Raw genomic sequence first — 16,685 nt, forward strand, 5'->3', positions numbered from 1 at the left:
ATGGCAGCTGTACACAACCGAACGGAAGGCGACATTAATTTATCATCCGCGCGTCAGGACTGGTATGCGGTCATCAGCGACTCCGAAACGTCGGGCTACCTGCACGAAGATGCGGAGTATTTTCTCCATCAGTCGCTTTCGACGCCCTGCCTGGATGTGCTCGTTTCCTGCGAAGGCATTTACCTGACCGACGTACAGGGCAAGCGCTACATGGATTTTCACGGTAACAATGTGCACCAGCTTGGTTACCGGCATCCTTATGTGATCGAAAAGCTGAAAGCGCAAATGGATATCCTCCCGTTTTCACCGCGCAGGTATACCAATATTCCGGCCATTGAGTTGGCCAAAAAGCTTGGTAATCTCATGCCCGGAGATCTCAATCGAGTACTTTTTGCACCGGGAGGCACATCGGCGATCAGCATGGCTTTGAAACTGGCCCGCATCGTGACGGGCAGGCATAAGGTAGTGTCGCTCTGGGATTCGTTTCATGGCGCTTCGCTGGATGCCATTTCTGCAGGTGGCGAACTCGATTTCCGGAAAGATATGGGGCCGCTGATGCCCGGTGTGGAGCGCATTCCGCCGCCAATGACTTACCGCGGTCCGTTTGCTGCGGCCGGAAACGGCGACGTTCCTTATGCCGACTATCTCGAATATGTCATTGAAAAAGAAGGTGATATCGGTGCTTTTGTGGTTGAAACTATCCGTAATACCGATGTACAGATCCCTTCGCAAGCCTATTGGCAGCGTGTACGGGAGATTTGCACCAGACATAAAGTGCTCCTGATTCTGGACGAAATTCCGATCGCATTCGGGCGGACGGGAAAGATGTTTGCCTTCGAGCATTACGGCTTTGAGCCGGATATTGTGTGCCTGGGTAAAGGGTTGGGAGGTGGTGTGATGCCGATGGCCGCCATCGTGGCGCGTGATAGCTATAATGTGGCGCAGAGTGTTTCGTTGGGACATTTCACGCATGAGAAAAGCCCGCTGGGGAGCGTGGCGGCATTGGCAATGCTGGATTTTATCGAGCAAAACGACCTGCTTGCCAAAGTGAATGCCGATGCGGAATTTATGCGTGTGGAGCTGGAAAAACTGAAAGACAAATATCCGCTTATCGGCGAGGTGCGCGGTATCGGGCTACTATGGGGCGTAGAACTGGTGAAAGACCGCGGGACGAAGGAAAAGGCTGTGCAGGAAGCCGAAACGGTGATGTACGAATGCCTGAAAAACGGTTTGAGCTTCAAGGTGTCGCAAGGGAATGTGGTGCAGCTTTCGCCGCCGCTCATTATCACCCGCGAGCAACTGAGAGAAGCATTGCAGATTCTGGAAAAAGCCATCGAAACGGCTTCGGTTTTGGTATAGAAAACTCAACACTTAACCATATGCGCCTGAAAGAAGCACTTACGCGATCGAATACGTTTTTTGTCAGTTGGGCGGTTGTCGCTTCCTTTGGGGCTTATTTCTGCATGTACGCTTTTCGCAAGCCATTTAATGCGGGACTTTACCAGGGGCTCGAACTCGGCGAGGTGAGTTACAAGGCAATTCTGATCATTTCGCAAGTGGCGGGGTACACGCTTTCCAAATTTGCGGGGATTAAAGTGATTTCTGAATTAAAGCATAATGCGCGGGTCAAGCTGGTGATCGGGCTGATCCTCATTGCCGAGCTTGCATTGCTCTGTTTCGGGTTGGTCCCGTATCCCTACAATTTCGTTTTTATGTTCATGAATGGCTTGCCGCTCGGGATGGTCTATGGCGTGGTGTTCAGCTTTCTGGAGGGGCGTCGGTTTACCGAAATGCTGGCAATGGGGTTGAATATAAGTGTAGTGGTGGCGTCGGGGATTCTCAAAACGACCTATATTGAAGTCCACGGCTTATTTCCCGGTATCTCGGAGTTCTGGATGCCGTTTTTTATGGGACTGCTTTTCCTGCCGCTGTTTCTGATGTTCGTATGGATGCTTTCGGTGATCCCCAAGCCGACAGCCGAAGACATTGCCTTGCGTACAGAGCGCGTCCCTATGACGAGCGCGGACAAGCGGCTCGTGATGCGGCAATTTGGCTTCCCGATTATTTGTCTCGTCATTTTCTACGCCACACTGGTAGTTGTGCGCGATTTCCGCGACAATTTTACCATCGAAATCTGGAACGAGATCGATTCGCATTGGGGTAGCAGTGTGCTCACCACCACCGAAATGATCACGGGTATCGTAGTGCTGGTAATCATTGGCGGACTGGCATTTGTGCGGGACAACCTCACGGGCTTCAAGCTCACCTACCTCATTCTCTTTGCAGGGATTACCCTGATCGGCGTAGGGACGTTGCTGTTCGAAAAGTCGGTGATTAGTGGTTTCGACTGGATGCTGATGGTGGGTTTGGGCTTGTTCCTGGCTTATACTGTGCTGCAGACAGTCGTTTTCGAGCGGGTGATTGCATTGTATCGCATCAAAGCGAATGCAGGGTATTTTGTATACATCTGCGAAAGTATCGGCTATATGGGCAGCGTAGGACTGCTGCTTTACAAGGAATTTTTCATGAAAGACCTGAGCTGGTCGCGGGTGTTGATGCAGTTTTCATACCTGCAATTCTGTCTCGGGCTGTTGTTGCTCGCTGCCAGCAATATCTACTTCGATAAATACCGGTCGGGGCGTTCGGCTTCCAAAGTCGGTACGCCGTTTGCTGCGGCCTGATTATTGCTGAAAGGGCATAAAAAAAAGGAGGTGCAAGTGCCCTCCTTTTTAACATCTCAATTTCACCTTTCAATTTTTACTAAAACCTATTTTGTCGTTTTAAGCTCCACGATGGCTGCTTTCTGAGCCGGTGTTTGCGTATTATATGGGTTCACTTTAGTCGCTTTCGGTGGTGCCGGTGTCTCTATAACCGGGGTTGACGCTGGCAACGCATTCTTGATTGTATTAGCTGATTTATTGTCGTCTGCAAATGCAACTGAACTGGTCAATGCGACAACGCTAACGAAGGTTGTGATCAAAGTTTTCATAGCTCTATTTATTTTTTATTCTTGTCTTTGTCTTATTTGATGATGCAAATATAAATGGTATTTTATGAATGACTCTATATTTATTCAATGAATGATCAAACGGTTATATGAATGGTTTTTATTGTTGATGAGTGATTTAATGGCGTTTGTGGTCTACTTGTATTTTGAAATATTCAAATATTACTCAACATGTTAATAAGATGGTTTTTATTTGAAAAGTACAATATTTTATTTAATTACGTTTTGCCGCAATTTGCTATATTGCCGGTATGGCTAAAATCATCAACCTCAAACCTTTCAAAGAATTTGTACAGTCCGAGTCGCTGGGTGGCGCGATACTGATCATTTGCGTGATCATATCGCTCATAATCGCCAATTCATCCCTTGCGGACGCGCTCGGAAACCTGCTCAACACGGAGTTGGGTTTTCATACCGAAAGCATCCATTTGCGCTATCCCGCGCTTTTGTGGATCAACGACGGGCTGATGGCCATTTTCTTTCTGCTTGTGGGATTGGAGATCAAGCGGGAGCTCGTCGAGGGCGAGTTATCGTCGTTTAAAAAGGCGGCGTTACCCATTTTTGCGGCATTAGGAGGGGTGTTGGCTCCGGCGGCGATCTACTTTTTAACCAATCAGGGCGAGCCCACCGCTGCCGGCTGGGGTATTCCCATGGCGACGGACATTGCTTTTGCCATCGCGATTATCACCATGCTGGGGAACAAGGTGCCGCCTTCGCTCAAAATTTTCCTCGCAGCTCTCGCTATTGTCGACGACCTGATGGCCATTCTGGTGATCGCCATTTTCTATTCCTCCGAGCTGCATTATAACTACCTGCTTTACGCGGGGGCTATTTTCGGCGGATTGCTGGTGATGAATCGTGCAGGCGTCAAGAGCCTGGCCGCCTACCTTATTCCGGGCGTGTTTATCTGGTATTTTGTGCATCACTCGGGTGTACATGCCACAATCGCTGGCGTGCTCACAGCCTTCGCAATTCCGACCACACCCGACGCCCAGGAGTCGCCACTCGAAAAACTGGAGCATGCCCTGATGAAGCCGGTGAATTTTGTAATCATGCCGGTTTTTGCATTGGCCAATACCAACATTACCTTCGAATCGGGCATGCTTGAAGGGCTTACTACTAAACTTGGGCTGGGGATTATTCTCGGATTGGTAGTGGGTAAGCCGTTGGGTATCAGTTTGCTTTCCTGGCTGACGGTGAAATTGGGTATCAGCAGCATGCCGAGCCGGGCAGGGTGGGCGCATATTATCGGTGTAGGAATGCTAGGCGGCATCGGCTTTACGATGTCGGTGTTTATCGCCTTGCTGTCGTTCCCTGGCGAGGCTCTGGTTTTGGCGGAGGCGAAATTCTCGATCCTCACCGGTTCGATCCTCTCAGGTGTACTGGGTTATCTGACGCTGACCAGCGTGAGCAAAAAGTCGGCACGATAATGGGCTGTTCTGTTTCCAAATGAAGGTGGCGTGGTTTTTGAACGCCATGGAAAATAGATTTTGGATACAACCACGAAGCATCATGCCAGACTCACTGAACCGTATGGTGATCACGCCGGAGCTGAATTACGACCAGCTTACTATTTCCGAAGCGACGCTTGTTCAGCAGCAGCTTCGCGGGCAATTAAACCTGGAACCATTTCGAAAAGACATCAAAACGATCGCAGGCGCTGACATTTCCCTTGCACTTTATAGTGAAACCGTCTACGCCGGATTAGTAGTGCTCAACTACCCTGAACTTCGGCCCATTGCCTATTCGCTGGTGAAAAGCAGCACGATATTTCCCTATGTACCCGGTTATCTCGCATTCCGGGAAATTCCGTCGATTCTGAAAGCCTATGAGCAACTTCCAGTGAAACCTGATGTTATCATGTTTGACGGAAACGGCATTCTCCACGCCCGCAGAATGGGTATCGCTTCGCATTTCGGTGTCATTACTGGCGCAGTCACCATGGGCTGCGCCAAGAAAAAACTCGCTGGGAAATACGCCGAGCCGGGCAATTTCAAGGGCGAATACACGCCCGTAACCGATAAGGGAGATGTGATCGGCTACGCGGTAAGGACGAAAGATAACGTAAAGCCGGTGTTCATTTCGCCAGGCCATCAAATGAGTCTCGAAGACAGCCTCGCCCTCGCGCTCCAATGCATGAGAAAGCATCGCCTACCCGAGCCCACACGCTACGCACATGAGTATGTGAACCGGTTCCGAATAGGCGCATTAACCGAAGGATATCACGAAATCAACAGCTGGACGCTCTTTTAGAACAAAAAACATCAAACACAAAAAAGGCAGTGCCAGCGGCACGCACGATATCCTCCAACCAGGGGTTTCAACCCCTGGCCAAGCGGCAAGATGGCCGCCTGACTAGCCAGCTCAGCTAGCCAAGCGGCAAGATGGCCACCTGACTGGCCGGCTCAGCTAGCCAGGTGCAAGATGTTACTTTAATGACTTGTCAATCTCGTTAAGCAAGTACTTTTTGGGATCCGAATCATACTCCCAGAACATCACCCCGCCCAACTTGTTGGCCAGCACATATTTGCATTTTTCCCTTACCGACTCCTCGTCATCGTAGCTTAGTACATCGCCGGTTTCCGCATTCAGCAGGTAAGGTGCTTTCGCCACAGTGTCGCGGTATTCTTTGTAGCCTTTTTTGTTAACCAGGCTGTCTTTGATGTAGGTATAGCCGTCGATGTATTGCTGTTTGATCTGTTTCTGTCCCAGTCCTTTTTCCAACTTGGCAACCGTAAACATCCTGCCGTAGAATGGAAGACCTACCACGAGTTTTTCCATCGGAACCCCCGCCGCATGGAAGCCTTTTACAGCATTATCCACCGATTTGGCCGTTTTGTAGATTTTGGAAGGGTACAAGCTCGCATGATGAACAGCAGTGTCGCCCTGGAAGAGGTCGTAGGTCATCAGGTTTACGTAATCCAGGTAACGCTGGGCTTTACCCATTTCGGTAGCATTCAGGAACTCCACCCAACCGGCCACAGCAGTGGTAAGCAGCTTTTTCTTGCCTGTTTCCTCTTCCAGCAGATCCAGCTCATTACGGATCGCGTGGAACATTTCGGTGTAGTTCTGCTTGTCTTCGGGACGGAAAACGTTGCCGTCTTCACCTGGCAGACCAGGATATTCCCAGTCGATATCCACACCGTCGAGATTGTATTTTTTGATGATTTCAACACTGCTTTTGGCAAATACTTTGCGGGAGGAGTCGGTCAGTACAGCGTCGGAGAAATTCTCGCTCCATGCCCAGCCGCCGATCGAGATCAGGATTTTCAGATCGGGATTGTCGGCTTTGAGGAGGTTAAGCTGCCGGAAATTGGTCGTGTCGGTTTTCTCATTGCTCAAAAACGCCTTTCCATTTTTAATATCAATGAATGCATAATTGATATGCGTCAGCATTTTGGCCTCGATATTACTGGTATTCAGCAAGCCGTGGAAGCCGCCTACATAGCCGATCACGACCGGCCGTCTGGTAGAGTCGGCGTCGTCTCCGTCCTTTTTTCCGTACGAGCAGCCATTCAGAAATAACAATGGGGCAATGAGGAGTACAATCAGCAACGCCGTGCCGAGGTTCTTTTGAGTAGGGATTAGGCGCATGGTATTGGTTTTAATTTGAAGGGTTAAAATAAGCACACCTTCAAATCATCTCCTAATCCTGCGCGGGTACCGACAATTTTTGCAATACCTTATTGAGGTTGACGCCCTTGCCCAGCACTCCCTTGAACAGGTCACCCTTTTGTTCCAGCCGGTCGAAGATGTTCTTAATCGTAAAGTCCTTTGGGCTCAGACCGGGCTGAACCTCATTCCATTCCAGTGGTGCCGAGACCGTCGCTCCGGGTTTCGGGCGGGCGCTGTACGCACAGGCGAGCGTCTGCCCGATGCGGTTTTGCAGGTAATCGACGTAAATCTGGTTCTTTTTACGTTTCGAAAGCGACCTTTCGAGCGTGGTAATTTGGGGCAGGCGCTCAATTACCATGTGCGCGAGCATTTCGGCAAAGTCACGCGCCTGGTCGTAATCGTATTTCTTGCCGAATGGGATATAAACGTGCATTCCGCTGGCACCGGAGGTTTTGCAAAAGCCTTCGATACCTATTTCGTCGAGGATCTGCCTGATAGTTAATGCCACGTCGATAACGTCGTCGAACGTATTCTTGTCCGATGGGTCGATGTCCATTACCACCCAATCCGGGTTATCGAGTTTGTTGACCGTCGAGTTCCACGGGTTCATTTCTATGCAGCCCAGATTGGCGACGTACAGTAGGCTTTCCACGTCGTTCACAACGTGGTAATTCACCATTTTTCCGGTCGACTCGGCCAGTATTTCAACCGTTTTGATCCAATCCGGCACCGAATCGCCGGCGTCTTTCTGAAAAAAGCCGTTATCCTTGATGCCATTGGGCTGCCGGCGCAGCGATAACGGTCGGTTTTTCATATAAGGTAGAATATACGGCGCGATATTCCGGTAGTAGTCGATGAGTTCGCCTTTCGTAATATGCTCGTCGGGCCAGTAAATTTTCTCGGGGTGGGTGATCTCCGCTTTCTTTTTCATGATGCTTTTCTTTTAGGTGCGGCCAGGCTTTCCTTCAACTGAGCCATCAGGTCACGGCTTTTCGAATGCACGACCTTCATTCTGGTAGCAGCCGGTTTTTTGCCTTTGGCTTTGGCCATAATCAGTTTCAGCAGCTTTTCATTGTAAGTGTCCTTGTAGCGTGTAATGTCGAATTCAGTCGTGAGCTGCTCAATGAGTTGCACAGCCATATTCATTTCGGCAGGTTTGATCTTTACGTCGGGGATATTCAGCTCATCGGGGTCGCGGATTTCTTCGGCGAACCGGATTTTGTTGAGGATCAGCAAATCGTCCTGGGGTTTGATGAGCACGAGGCTCTCTCGGTTCCGCAAGACGTACGTGCCCAACCCGCATTTACCCGTTTTCTTTAAAGCATCGCGCAGCAATGCGTACGGTTTCGCGCCCGATTTTTCGGGTTGGAGATAATAGGGTGTTTCATAGTAAATGCTGTCGATCTCCTTTTCCTCAACAAACTCGGCGATTTCGATGATCTTGGATTTTTCAGGGCTCGCTTTTTCAAAATCAGATTCGTCGAGCACTACATAGTTGTCCTCAACCTTATAGCCACGGACGATGTTTTCCCATTTCACCTCACGGCCTGTATTGGCATTGACGCGCTGGAAATGGATGTTCGCATGATCTTTTTTGTCGAGCATATCAAGATCGAGTTCGCTAGCCTGGACAGCGCTGAAAAGTTTGACGGGGATATTCACCAGGCCGAACCCGATGGCCCCGGACCATATTGCTCTCATAATGCTTACTGATTGAAAATGCGGTAAGAGCAAAATCCGTGCCTTGGCAGCGTGGCAAGTACCGGCAATTCGGAAATCGCGCTTCGGAGAAGCCTCCTGTTTATAGCAAATCTGGATTTAATGCATTTGTCCGGCTCCATCGGAGCCTCCTTTAGTGTCCGCAATACCGTGGTTGTATGCAGGAGGCTCCGAGGGAGCCATGACCTACAATGATTCTATAAACAGTTGGCTTCTTCGAAGCCTGGTGCGTGCTAACTGAAACGATTCTATAATCAGGCAACTTCTCCGAAGCCTGGTGCGAAATGCCGATAACGGGTACGATCAAATTGATAACATTTCCTCAAAAACGGACAGCCGGCACATTCTTGATGGGACTATTTCGATAGCTTGTATAAATTTTTTGTAGAAATTTACAAAATGCTTGTAATCAATCGTTTGTATTTCTATATTCCTTGAAAGTTACCACGCAGGCCTCTCCAAGTTATCCTTATACGTTAGTTGTGCCCGGGAATCTGGCATGTCTTTTTAATAGCTGCTTCCCGAAACAATTTCACAACAAGACTAACTCTTAAATCGGATATAACTATGGTAGCGACACTAGGTAACAACCCAGCGAAAAGCTTGAAACCCGGCGCAGTGCTTACCGTTACAGGTGCCAGATCTGAATCGGAAGCGCAGAGAGAAGTGGCTGATTTTCTACAATTAAGTAACCGAACCGACCTTGGCTATTTCCCTATTTCAAAGGACTATTTCCTGCTCTATCTGAAATCGGGAGATTCGATTAGTGGAATTGCATAAGCATTAACTTTTTTCATTTAGAAGGACATGGTACAGAAAGGTACTTTCAAATTGCTTGGGCAAAAGCTCATTAATATTATCATCCATAGAGAAGACGTTCTTAAAATTACTCCCAATAAAAAAGGGCAAGGCTGCATCATTTACCTGAAAAACAAGGTGCCCTATGCGGTAAGCGAAAGCGAAAAAGAGGTGCAGAAGAAACTCAATTGGGTCGCAGCATGATCTCCGGTCTGTTGCCATGAAAATAAAAGCAGGGTCCCGGCACATACCGGGGCCTTTTTTGTGGGCTGTGGCCGAACCCTCCCGCGCCGTTACGTGTTACCCAGACACCGAATTTCTCCACACCACAAAATTTCATGTCCAAAAAGACTTATTTTTTTCTGATCCTCATTCTGGGGAGCCTGACTGCGCTTGGCCCTTTTTCAATCGATATGTACCTGCCGGGGTTTCCGGCTATTGCGCGTGACCTCAATACCACCGCTGCCAAAGTTTCGCAGACATTGTCGGGATATTTTGTCGGAATATCGCTGGGGCAGCTGCTATACGGGCCGTTACTTGACCGGTTTGGACGGAAGAAGCCGCTGTTTATCGGTTTGGCCGTTTACATTCTGGCATCTGCCGGGTGCGCGGTCGCTACGAGTGTAGAACAACTGATTGTTTTACGCATCATCCAGGCTATTGGCAGTTGTGCAGCGACTGTGGCTTCAGTAGCCATGGTACGCGACCTTTTCCCTGTGAGTGAAAATGCCAAGGTGTTCTCGCTCTTGCTGCTGGTTGTAGGTTTTTCCCCGATGATCGCACCGACCGTCGGGGGTTATGTTACCGACGCATTCGGCTGGCATGCCGTGTTTGTGATATTGACCGTTATGGGCGTAGCCATTTTCGCCGCCACTGCATTATGGCTGCCCGATAGCTACAAGCCCGACAAAACGCTTTCGCTCAAACCGAGGCCGATTATTATGAACTTCCTGGAAGTGCTCCGGGAGCCGCAGTTTTACACCTATTCTATTACCGGTGCAGTAGCATTCGCAGGTTTGTTTGCCTATGTTTCAGGTTCGCCGATCGTGTTCATGGAGGTATTTCACGTGGATGGCAAGGTGTATGGGTGGATTTTCGCGTTCCTGTCTGTTGGTTTTATCGGTTCGGGGCAGGTTAATACGCTCATGTTGAGAAGATTTTCCTCCGAGCAGGTTATCAATGTGGCGTTGATATGCCAGGCTGTGATTGGATTTGCCTTTCTTGCCGCAGCTTTAAACGGGGCATTGACGCTTACTTCCACACTCGTATTTTTGTTCCTTTTCCTTTGCTGTGTGGGCTATACATACCCGAACGCAGCCGCGCTTTCGCTCGCACCATTCACACGTAATGCAGGCAGTGCGTCGGCATTGATGGGTGCATTTCAAATGGGGGCAGGGACATTGATTTCCATTGGGATCAGTCTGTTCGAGGAGCCTTCAATCATTCCGATGATTGGTGCTATGGCCGGGTCGGCTACGCTGGCGCTGATCGTGCTGGTAGTGGGCAGGCGGTTTATCACCAACAAAGTGGACGTGCAGCAAGGAGCAGATGCCGGTGTGATGCATTAAGCGGCCGGTTTATTTAATTTGTAAATGGATTACTTCAAGCGACTACTCGAATTACTCAAAATAGAAAGGGAAGAAGACAAGCAATCGTACCAGCGATTGATCGAACGTTCTTCCGTCTCCGAACGTCGTGCCGCCGGGTTGGCATGGTACCCGATTGCCATTCGCGGCCAGGAAATGAGCCGCGGCGATTACCTCACCGTAGAAGTGGAACGTACTACGCACCAGGATTTGCCGCACCAACTGCGTTTCGGAATGCCGGCCGTTTTGTTCAGTAATCATGAGCCCAAAAAAGACCGGGTCGAGGGGGTGATCTCGCACCAGGGAGGTAACAGGTTGAAAATCACATTGCGAACCGACGAATTGCCCGAATGGTCACGCGAAGGTAAGCTGGGGATCGACCTGCTTTTCGATGATAATAGTTATGACGAAATGCAGGCCGCATTGAAGGCGGCAGATTCCATTGGTTCGTCGGAAAAAGAGGGGCATTTGATTAAAGTATTGACGGGTGAGAAAGCTCCGGCCTTTGATAAGGACATTTACCCTGTTCACCTCCCGAAATTGAACCCATCGCAGCAGCGCGCCGTTCAGAATATCCTTTCCGCGCAGGAGCTCGCGATCGTGCACGGGCCCCCGGGCACGGGGAAAACCACTACTTTGGTACAGGCGGTCAAGGCATTGGTCAAAAAGGATAACAGGCCTGTTTTGGTGGTCGCGCCGAGCAATACCGCGGTGGATTTGCTGAGTGAGAAGTTGAGCGAGGAAGGCTTGAATGTGCTTCGGGTGGGAAATCCGGTGCGTGTTTCGGAGCGGTTATCGGCGCTGACTTTGGATAACAAAATGTCCTCACATGCGAGCGTGAAGGATATTAAGGCATTGAAAAAGCAGGCCAACGAATACAAAAACATGGCGCATAAGTACAAGCGCCATTTCGGGAAAGCCGAGCGTGACCAGCGGAAGGCATTGTTCGACGAGGCGCATCGCATTATGAAGGACGTCGCGAACATGGAGCAATACATCATCGACGACCTCCTGACGAAAACGCAGGTGGTGACAGCGACGTTGGTGGGATCGAACCATTTCACTGTCCGGAATATGAAGTACCGAACCGTCGTGATCGACGAGGCCGGGCAGGCTTTGGAACCTGCCTGCTGGATCCCGATCCTGAAAGCCGAGAAAGTGGTATTTGCTGGCGACCATTTGCAGCTGCCTCCGACCATTAAATCGGAAGATGCCGCGAAGGGAGGTTTGGCCACTACTTTGCTTGAAAAATGCGTCGCCTTGCACCCCGAATCCGTGGTGCTACTGGAAGAGCAGTACCGGATGAACGAGGCGATCATGGGTTATTCTTCCAAAGTGTTTTATAATAATCAACTGAAAGCCCACGAATCGGTGGCGAGCCGTGGGCTGTTCGACGGCGAGGCACCGCTGGCGTTTATCGATACCGCCGGGTGTGGTTTTGATGAAAAGATGGAAGGTACGAGCTCGACGAATCCGGAAGAGGCTGCGTTTCTTTTCAGGCATTTGTCGCAACTGGCGATGGAATTTGTGCAGCGTAATGCTAAAACAGAGGATTTTCCCAGTATAGCCATTATTTCGCCCTACAAAGAGCAGATCAATATCCTCAAAGACCAGCTCGCACACGCACCCGATCTGAAACCTTATTTGGATAAAATAGCCGTCAATACCATCGATAGCTTCCAGGGCCAGGAGCGGGATGTGGTGTACATCAGCATGACCCGCAGCAATACCGAAGGGCAGATCGGCTTCCTCGCGGACATTCGCCGGATGAACGTGGCCATGACCCGCGCACGTAAGAAACTCGTCGTGATCGGCGATAGCGCAACGCTTTCGGTATTGCCTTTTTACGAAGATTTCGTCGCCTATGCCGAAGGGCTGAACGCCTACCAAAGCGCCTGGGAGTTTTCGGATTTGTAACTATGTGATGAGCGGATTTTCTTTTCAAAGCAACCGGATTATCTTTAAAAGCATCTAGCCGATACAAAGACATTCATCCGACTTGCTGAAAACCGTATGCTCAAACAGTACCTGCTCACGTTTTATCTGGTCATCACAACATCCCTTACTGCTTTCGCACAGGCGCCCGCCAGCGGGGTGAAGGGTATTATCAAAACCAAAAAAGGGGAGCCGCTTCCCTTTGCTGCCATCATTGTCAAAGGAACGAGCATCAGCACGATTTCGAATGAGGAAGGCCGTTATCAGCTCGATTTGAAGCCCGGATATTATGAGGTAATCTTTCAATACCTGGGTTACAAAACCGGGCAAAAGGGCTTTACCGTCGAGGATAAAATGCTAACCTTCGACCTCACGATGGAGGAGCAGGCACTCAGCCTGGGCGAAGTGCGCATTGGTGCCCGGGATGAGGACCCGGCGTACACGATTATGCGGAGCGCTATTGCTAAAAGCCGTTACCATTTCCTCCAAGTGGATGCCTATACGGCCAAAGTGTATTCCAAATCGTCGTTTGTAGTCACGGATTTGCCCATGGAGTTCCTCTATAAAAAGGAGTTGAAGGAAATGGAGAAGGAGGCCAATTTCAAAAAGGGCGTTCCGATGCTGAATGAGACGGTCTCAGAGGTCACGTTCCGGCAGCCTAACGTGTACAAACAGCGGGTAATCGCCACGCGCAGCAGCATGGATAAGAACATCGCCGATCCGAATATGTACCTGCTGGCGAGCTTCTATCAGCCGGAAGTGGTGAAAGCTGTTTCGCCGCTCTCGCCGCGTGCATTTGCCTATTATAAATTCGAATACCTGGGCGCATTCCGCGAGAATGGCATTGAAGTGAATAAAATCAAAGTGACACCCCGCAATTGGGGGGAGGGGGTGTACCGTGGCACAATCCAGATCATCGAAGGTGAATGGAGCATTTACAGTCTGGATTTGCAGACGGTGAATACAGGTTTTCGGCTCAATATAAAGCAGGTATACAGCCCCGTGCAGGGTGTCTGGATGCCGGTTAACCAACAGTTTCATGTGGAGGGAGGTATTTATGGTTTCAAGGGGAAAGGTGATTTCGTCATTTCGCAGTCGTTCACGAATGTCAAAATTAACCCTACCTTCAAGCCTGATATTGTCGTGATCGACGACAAGAAATATGCTGAGGAAGCAAGAAAGGTGCGATTGACCGGGCGGGAGATCAAAGCGCAGAATATGGAGCAGATAGTGAGCAGGCAGAAGGAGTTTTCGGCTAAAAACCTGCGAAAAATGATGAAGGAATATGAAAAGCAGGAGCTCAAAGAAAAGAAGAAGAAAGGCCAGGATGTAGACTTGAAAATGAGTCGCGAGGATTCTACGCAGGTGGATTCCATGGCTAATAAACGGAGTATGGCTTTTTGGGATTCCCTCCGGACCGTACCGCTTACCGTATCGGAGGTGAAGAGCTATACACGGCTGGATAGTCTGGTGATTGTGAATGAAGGTTCCGAAAAACAGAAAGATAGCTTAAAAGCGAGCAAGGGTGATACGCTTAAACCGAAGAAAGAGGGTAAATTTGGTGTCGGGGATCTGCTTGCCGGGCATAATTTCCGCTTCGGAAAGGAGAGTCCTTACCGACTGGATTACATCGGGCCATTGCCGGGTGTGCAGGTGAATACGGTAGAGGGACTGGTGCTGAATGGGGCAGGACTGAAGCTGCGGCATTCGGGCGGGCGCAACAAGACTGGTGGTAATGGTGGTGGGAAGTCAGAAGTTGTCAAGAGTGATCAGGAATGGTCACTGGGAGGGTTGACTCGGTATTCGTTTGGGCGCAATAAGCTGCTCGTGACCGGAGTGGGCGATTATAGCTGGGCCCGTAACACTATCAGCGTTTCAGGCGGCCGGGGTATTGCGCAGTTTAATGGAGAGAGCCCGATGCATCCGCTGCTGAACACATTCACGACGCTGTTTCTGGAGCAAAATTTTATTAAAGAGTATCAAAAGGATTTCTTGCGGATCGATTTCAAAAACGGCCGGGAAAATGAGCATTTCGAAATAAAAGCGAGCGTTGAGTACGCGGACCGCTCGGCTTTACCGAACCTCGAAAAGACGTCGCCGTACCGGTGGATCGACTGGAAACGGCGCGAATATACTTCCAACGCTCCCTACAACGTCGAGACGGAGATGGATGCGAAAACTCTGCCTACGCCCATGCGTCCCCACCAGGCATTGACCGTCGGCATTGCGGCTTCCTACAAGCCCTGGCAAAAGTACCGCACCCGCGGTGGCAAGACCTCGTATTATGACGACGATTCGCCGAAACTGTCGGTTGGTTACCGGAAGGGTATCCGCAATGTATTGGGCAGTGATGTCGATTTCGATTTTGTCCGCATCGGCATTGAGCATGGCTTCGACATCGGTGTCCGAAGCCGCCTGCGCTATAAGCTTGCCGCGGGGAGTTTTCTCAACCGGGACAGTCTGCAGTTTCCCGATTACCAGCATTTTGCCGGCAACCGCTTTTTCTTCCAGTTTGGCGATCCTGTTGGTACATTCCGGATGCTGGATTATTACAAATACAGCACCTCTCATAATTTTTTTGAAGCCCATCTACTCACCGAACTGCGTCAGTTTCTGCTAACCCAAATTCCCTGGTTCCGCATTCTGGGCGTGAAGGAGAACTTCTTGCTGCACTATCTCGCCACGCCGGATTCCGATAATTATGGGGAGCTAGGGTATGGGCTGGATATTGGCATCCGCTTTCCCCTTCGCTTGGAAGTGGTAAATAGTTTTGAAGGGTTTAAGTATAAACATACTGCTTTTCGGATAGGGACTACGATGAATATTAATTGGGGAGGAATTAGAGAATAAATTCGTCGAAGTTGCCGGGATGGATAATTTTAAACTCGCTGCCGGGATAGGCATTACTGAATGTTTTGGATAAAAAAGCCTTCGCTTTGGAGCTCCACTTGAATTCGTAGGCATGCAGCTTACCATCGATATCTTCCAGATAATCGATTTCATTTTGTTCCTTGGTGCGCCAGTAATATTGATTTGCCCAAATTCCATTGTAGTTGACAAACTTTATTCGTTCCGAAATAATGAAGTTTTCCCATAACGCTCCAATGTCGGTTCTCAGCTCTGGCTGGCTGAAATTGGCGATCAGAGCATTTCTGATACCGTTGTCATAAAAGTAGATTTTTCGACTGCTTTTGAGCTCGTTACGCAAATTTCGACTGAATGAGCTGAGACGAAAAATGATGAAAACCTGTTCGAGCAGGTTAATGTATTTTTCAACTGTCTTATTATCGAGACCGCACATTGTTCCCAGTTCATTGTAAGAAACCTGAGATCCTACCTGGAATGCGAGTGCTTGCAACAGACGCAACAGCTTTTCGGGTTTCTGAATGTTCTCCCAAGTCAATATGTCTTTGTACAAATAGCTATCCGAGAGTTGTTTCAAAATCTCCTTTTCCTCGCCAGGGTTATTGACGATATCAGGATAGTACCCGTAAAGTAGCCGTTGAGGCAGCAGCCTCCGTTCATCAATCAGGCCGTGGTGATTTACCATTTCACCGAACGAAAGCGGGAACATTTGGTACTCCCATTTCCGACCGGTAAGCGGTTCGTTGATTTTATTGGCAAGTTCAAAAGAAGAACTTCCGGTAGCCACCAATTGAACTCCGGGAATATTATCGGTGATCAGTTTTAATTTTACACCAATGTCAGCAATACGCTGAGCTTCGTCGATGACGATGTTTTTCTTTCCGGCAAACAGGTTTTTAAGTCGGGTAGAGGTAGCATTGTCAAACAACGCCCGTACATCCGCTTCGTCACCGTTTAGCCAAAGTGTGTCGTCGGTGTTGCCGAAAAGGCTTTGCAGTAATGTTGTTTTGCCCACCTGCCTGGCACCTGTCAGGATAATGGCTTTGCCGTCATATAACTTTTTTTCAAGTATGGTTTGAAGATTTCGTGTGACCATAGCGGCATTGTGTTTTCTTAAAATTACAACTTTTTGGGAATGTATTCCTAAAAAAATACGACTT

14 protein-coding genes are annotated in these 16,685 nt (G+C 49.3%); 9 read left to right on the plus strand and 5 right to left on the minus strand.

Going from position 1 to position 16,685, the window contains the following annotated elements; translation table 11 throughout:
- Both ACQ4MZ_RS00930 and ACQ4MZ_RS00935 read left to right on the plus strand, forming a co-directional pair.
- Positions 1-1,359, plus strand: a complete 1,359-nt coding sequence (locus ACQ4MZ_RS00930; protein WP_430842034.1) for an aspartate aminotransferase family protein — start codon at positions 1-3, stop codon at positions 1,357-1,359.
- A gap of 20 nt (positions 1,360-1,379) precedes the next feature.
- Positions 1,380-2,681: a DUF5690 family protein gene (locus ACQ4MZ_RS00935; RefSeq protein WP_430842036.1), complete on the plus strand. Its 1,302-nt coding sequence runs from the start codon at positions 1,380-1,382 to the stop codon at positions 2,679-2,681.
- An 86-nt stretch (positions 2,682-2,767) separates the two neighbouring features.
- Here ACQ4MZ_RS00935 and ACQ4MZ_RS00940 read toward each other — a convergent pair whose 3' ends face one another.
- Positions 2,768-2,989: a hypothetical protein gene (locus ACQ4MZ_RS00940; RefSeq protein ID WP_430842038.1), complete on the minus strand. Its 222-nt coding sequence runs from the start codon at positions 2,987-2,989 to the stop codon at positions 2,768-2,770.
- A gap of 269 nt (positions 2,990-3,258) precedes the next feature.
- Between ACQ4MZ_RS00940 and nhaA the strand changes: the two genes are divergently transcribed.
- Together nhaA and nfi are read left to right on the plus strand one after the other, a co-directional pair.
- Positions 3,259-4,437 (plus strand): Na+/H+ antiporter NhaA, encoded by a 1,179-nt coding sequence (gene nhaA, locus ACQ4MZ_RS00945; protein ID WP_430842040.1) that lies wholly within the window; start codon positions 3,259-3,261, stop codon positions 4,435-4,437.
- Between the two features lie 82 nt (positions 4,438-4,519).
- A complete protein-coding gene (nfi, locus tag ACQ4MZ_RS00950) occupies positions 4,520-5,260 on the plus strand; it encodes a deoxyribonuclease V (protein WP_430842042.1) in 741 nt (246 codons plus the stop codon).
- A gap of 174 nt (positions 5,261-5,434) precedes the next feature.
- Here nfi and ACQ4MZ_RS00955 read toward each other — a convergent pair whose 3' ends face one another.
- Genes ACQ4MZ_RS00955 through ACQ4MZ_RS00965 form a run of 3 tightly spaced genes read right to left on the minus strand, consistent with a single transcriptional unit; the run spans position 5,435 to position 8,323 of the window.
- Positions 5,435-6,601: a glycoside hydrolase family 18 protein gene (locus ACQ4MZ_RS00955; RefSeq protein ID WP_430842044.1), complete on the minus strand. Its 1,167-nt coding sequence runs from the start codon at positions 6,599-6,601 to the stop codon at positions 5,435-5,437.
- A gap of 52 nt (positions 6,602-6,653) precedes the next feature.
- Entirely contained in the window at positions 6,654-7,553 is a 900-nt protein-coding gene (gene ligD, locus ACQ4MZ_RS00960; RefSeq protein WP_430842046.1) for a non-homologous end-joining DNA ligase, read from the minus strand.
- Positions 7,550-8,323 (minus strand): Ku protein, encoded by a 774-nt coding sequence (locus ACQ4MZ_RS00965; RefSeq protein WP_430842048.1) that lies wholly within the window; start codon positions 8,321-8,323, stop codon positions 7,550-7,552. Before ACQ4MZ_RS00965 ends, ligD begins: the two co-directional genes overlap by 4 nt.
- A gap of 585 nt (positions 8,324-8,908) precedes the next feature.
- On the opposite strand from ACQ4MZ_RS00965, the gene ACQ4MZ_RS00970 reads away from it, so the two are divergent.
- From ACQ4MZ_RS00970 to ACQ4MZ_RS00990, 5 genes are all read left to right on the plus strand, one after another.
- Positions 8,909-9,121 carry a hypothetical protein gene (locus ACQ4MZ_RS00970; RefSeq protein WP_430842050.1) on the plus strand — a complete coding sequence of 71 codons (213 nt, stop codon included), beginning with the start codon at positions 8,909-8,911 and terminating at the stop codon, positions 9,119-9,121.
- Between the two features lie 27 nt (positions 9,122-9,148).
- Complete coding sequence (locus tag ACQ4MZ_RS00975) at positions 9,149-9,343, plus strand: hypothetical protein (RefSeq protein WP_430842052.1); 195 nt, start codon at positions 9,149-9,151, stop codon at positions 9,341-9,343.
- A gap of 134 nt (positions 9,344-9,477) precedes the next feature.
- Complete coding sequence (locus tag ACQ4MZ_RS00980; protein ID WP_430842054.1) at positions 9,478-10,707, plus strand: multidrug effflux MFS transporter; 1,230 nt, start codon at positions 9,478-9,480, stop codon at positions 10,705-10,707.
- A gap of 24 nt (positions 10,708-10,731) precedes the next feature.
- Entirely contained in the window at positions 10,732-12,642 is a 1,911-nt protein-coding gene (locus ACQ4MZ_RS00985; RefSeq protein ID WP_430842056.1) for an AAA domain-containing protein, read from the plus strand.
- A 96-nt stretch (positions 12,643-12,738) separates the two neighbouring features.
- On the plus strand, positions 12,739-15,510 hold the full coding sequence (locus tag ACQ4MZ_RS00990; RefSeq protein ID WP_430842058.1) for a DUF5686 and carboxypeptidase regulatory-like domain-containing protein: 2,772 nt from the start codon (positions 12,739-12,741) through the stop codon (positions 15,508-15,510).
- Here ACQ4MZ_RS00990 and ACQ4MZ_RS00995 read toward each other — a convergent pair.
- On the minus strand, positions 15,500-16,621 hold the full coding sequence (locus tag ACQ4MZ_RS00995; RefSeq protein WP_430842060.1) for an ATP-binding protein: 1,122 nt from the start codon (positions 16,619-16,621) through the stop codon (positions 15,500-15,502). The genes ACQ4MZ_RS00990 and ACQ4MZ_RS00995 overlap by 11 nt on opposite strands.
- Positions 16,622-16,685: the final 64 nt, after the last annotated feature.

The sequence above is a fragment of the Dyadobacter sp. BHUBP1 genome (assembly GCF_050587785.1).
GTDB lineage: Bacteria > Bacteroidota > Bacteroidia > Cytophagales > Spirosomataceae > Dyadobacter.

Coding starts and splice junctions, on each gene's coding strand:
- ligD (WP_430842046.1), bottom strand. CDS start 7,553: ATGAAAAAGAAAGCGGAGATCACCCACCCCGAGAAAATTTACTGGCCC.
- ACQ4MZ_RS00980 (WP_430842054.1), top strand. CDS start 9,478: ATGTCCAAAAAGACTTATTTTTTTCTGATCCTCATTCTGGGGAGCCTG.
- ACQ4MZ_RS00975 (WP_430842052.1), top strand. CDS start 9,149: ATGGTACAGAAAGGTACTTTCAAATTGCTTGGGCAAAAGCTCATTAAT.
- ACQ4MZ_RS00965 (WP_430842048.1), bottom strand. CDS start 8,323: ATGAGAGCAATATGGTCCGGGGCCATCGGGTTCGGCCTGGTGAATATC.
- ACQ4MZ_RS00935 (WP_430842036.1), top strand. CDS start 1,380: ATGCGCCTGAAAGAAGCACTTACGCGATCGAATACGTTTTTTGTCAGT.
- nfi (WP_430842042.1), top strand. CDS start 4,520: ATGCCAGACTCACTGAACCGTATGGTGATCACGCCGGAGCTGAATTAC.
- ACQ4MZ_RS00930 (WP_430842034.1), top strand. CDS start 1: ATGGCAGCTGTACACAACCGAACGGAAGGCGACATTAATTTATCATCC.
- ACQ4MZ_RS00985 (WP_430842056.1), top strand. CDS start 10,732: ATGGATTACTTCAAGCGACTACTCGAATTACTCAAAATAGAAAGGGAA.
- ACQ4MZ_RS00990 (WP_430842058.1), top strand. CDS start 12,739: ATGCTCAAACAGTACCTGCTCACGTTTTATCTGGTCATCACAACATCC.
- ACQ4MZ_RS00955 (WP_430842044.1), bottom strand. CDS start 6,601: ATGCGCCTAATCCCTACTCAAAAGAACCTCGGCACGGCGTTGCTGATT.
- ACQ4MZ_RS00940 (WP_430842038.1), bottom strand. CDS start 2,989: ATGAAAACTTTGATCACAACCTTCGTTAGCGTTGTCGCATTGACCAGT.
- ACQ4MZ_RS00995 (WP_430842060.1), bottom strand. CDS start 16,621: ATGGTCACACGAAATCTTCAAACCATACTTGAAAAAAAGTTATATGAC.
- nhaA (WP_430842040.1), top strand. CDS start 3,259: ATGGCTAAAATCATCAACCTCAAACCTTTCAAAGAATTTGTACAGTCC.
- ACQ4MZ_RS00970 (WP_430842050.1), top strand. CDS start 8,909: ATGGTAGCGACACTAGGTAACAACCCAGCGAAAAGCTTGAAACCCGGC.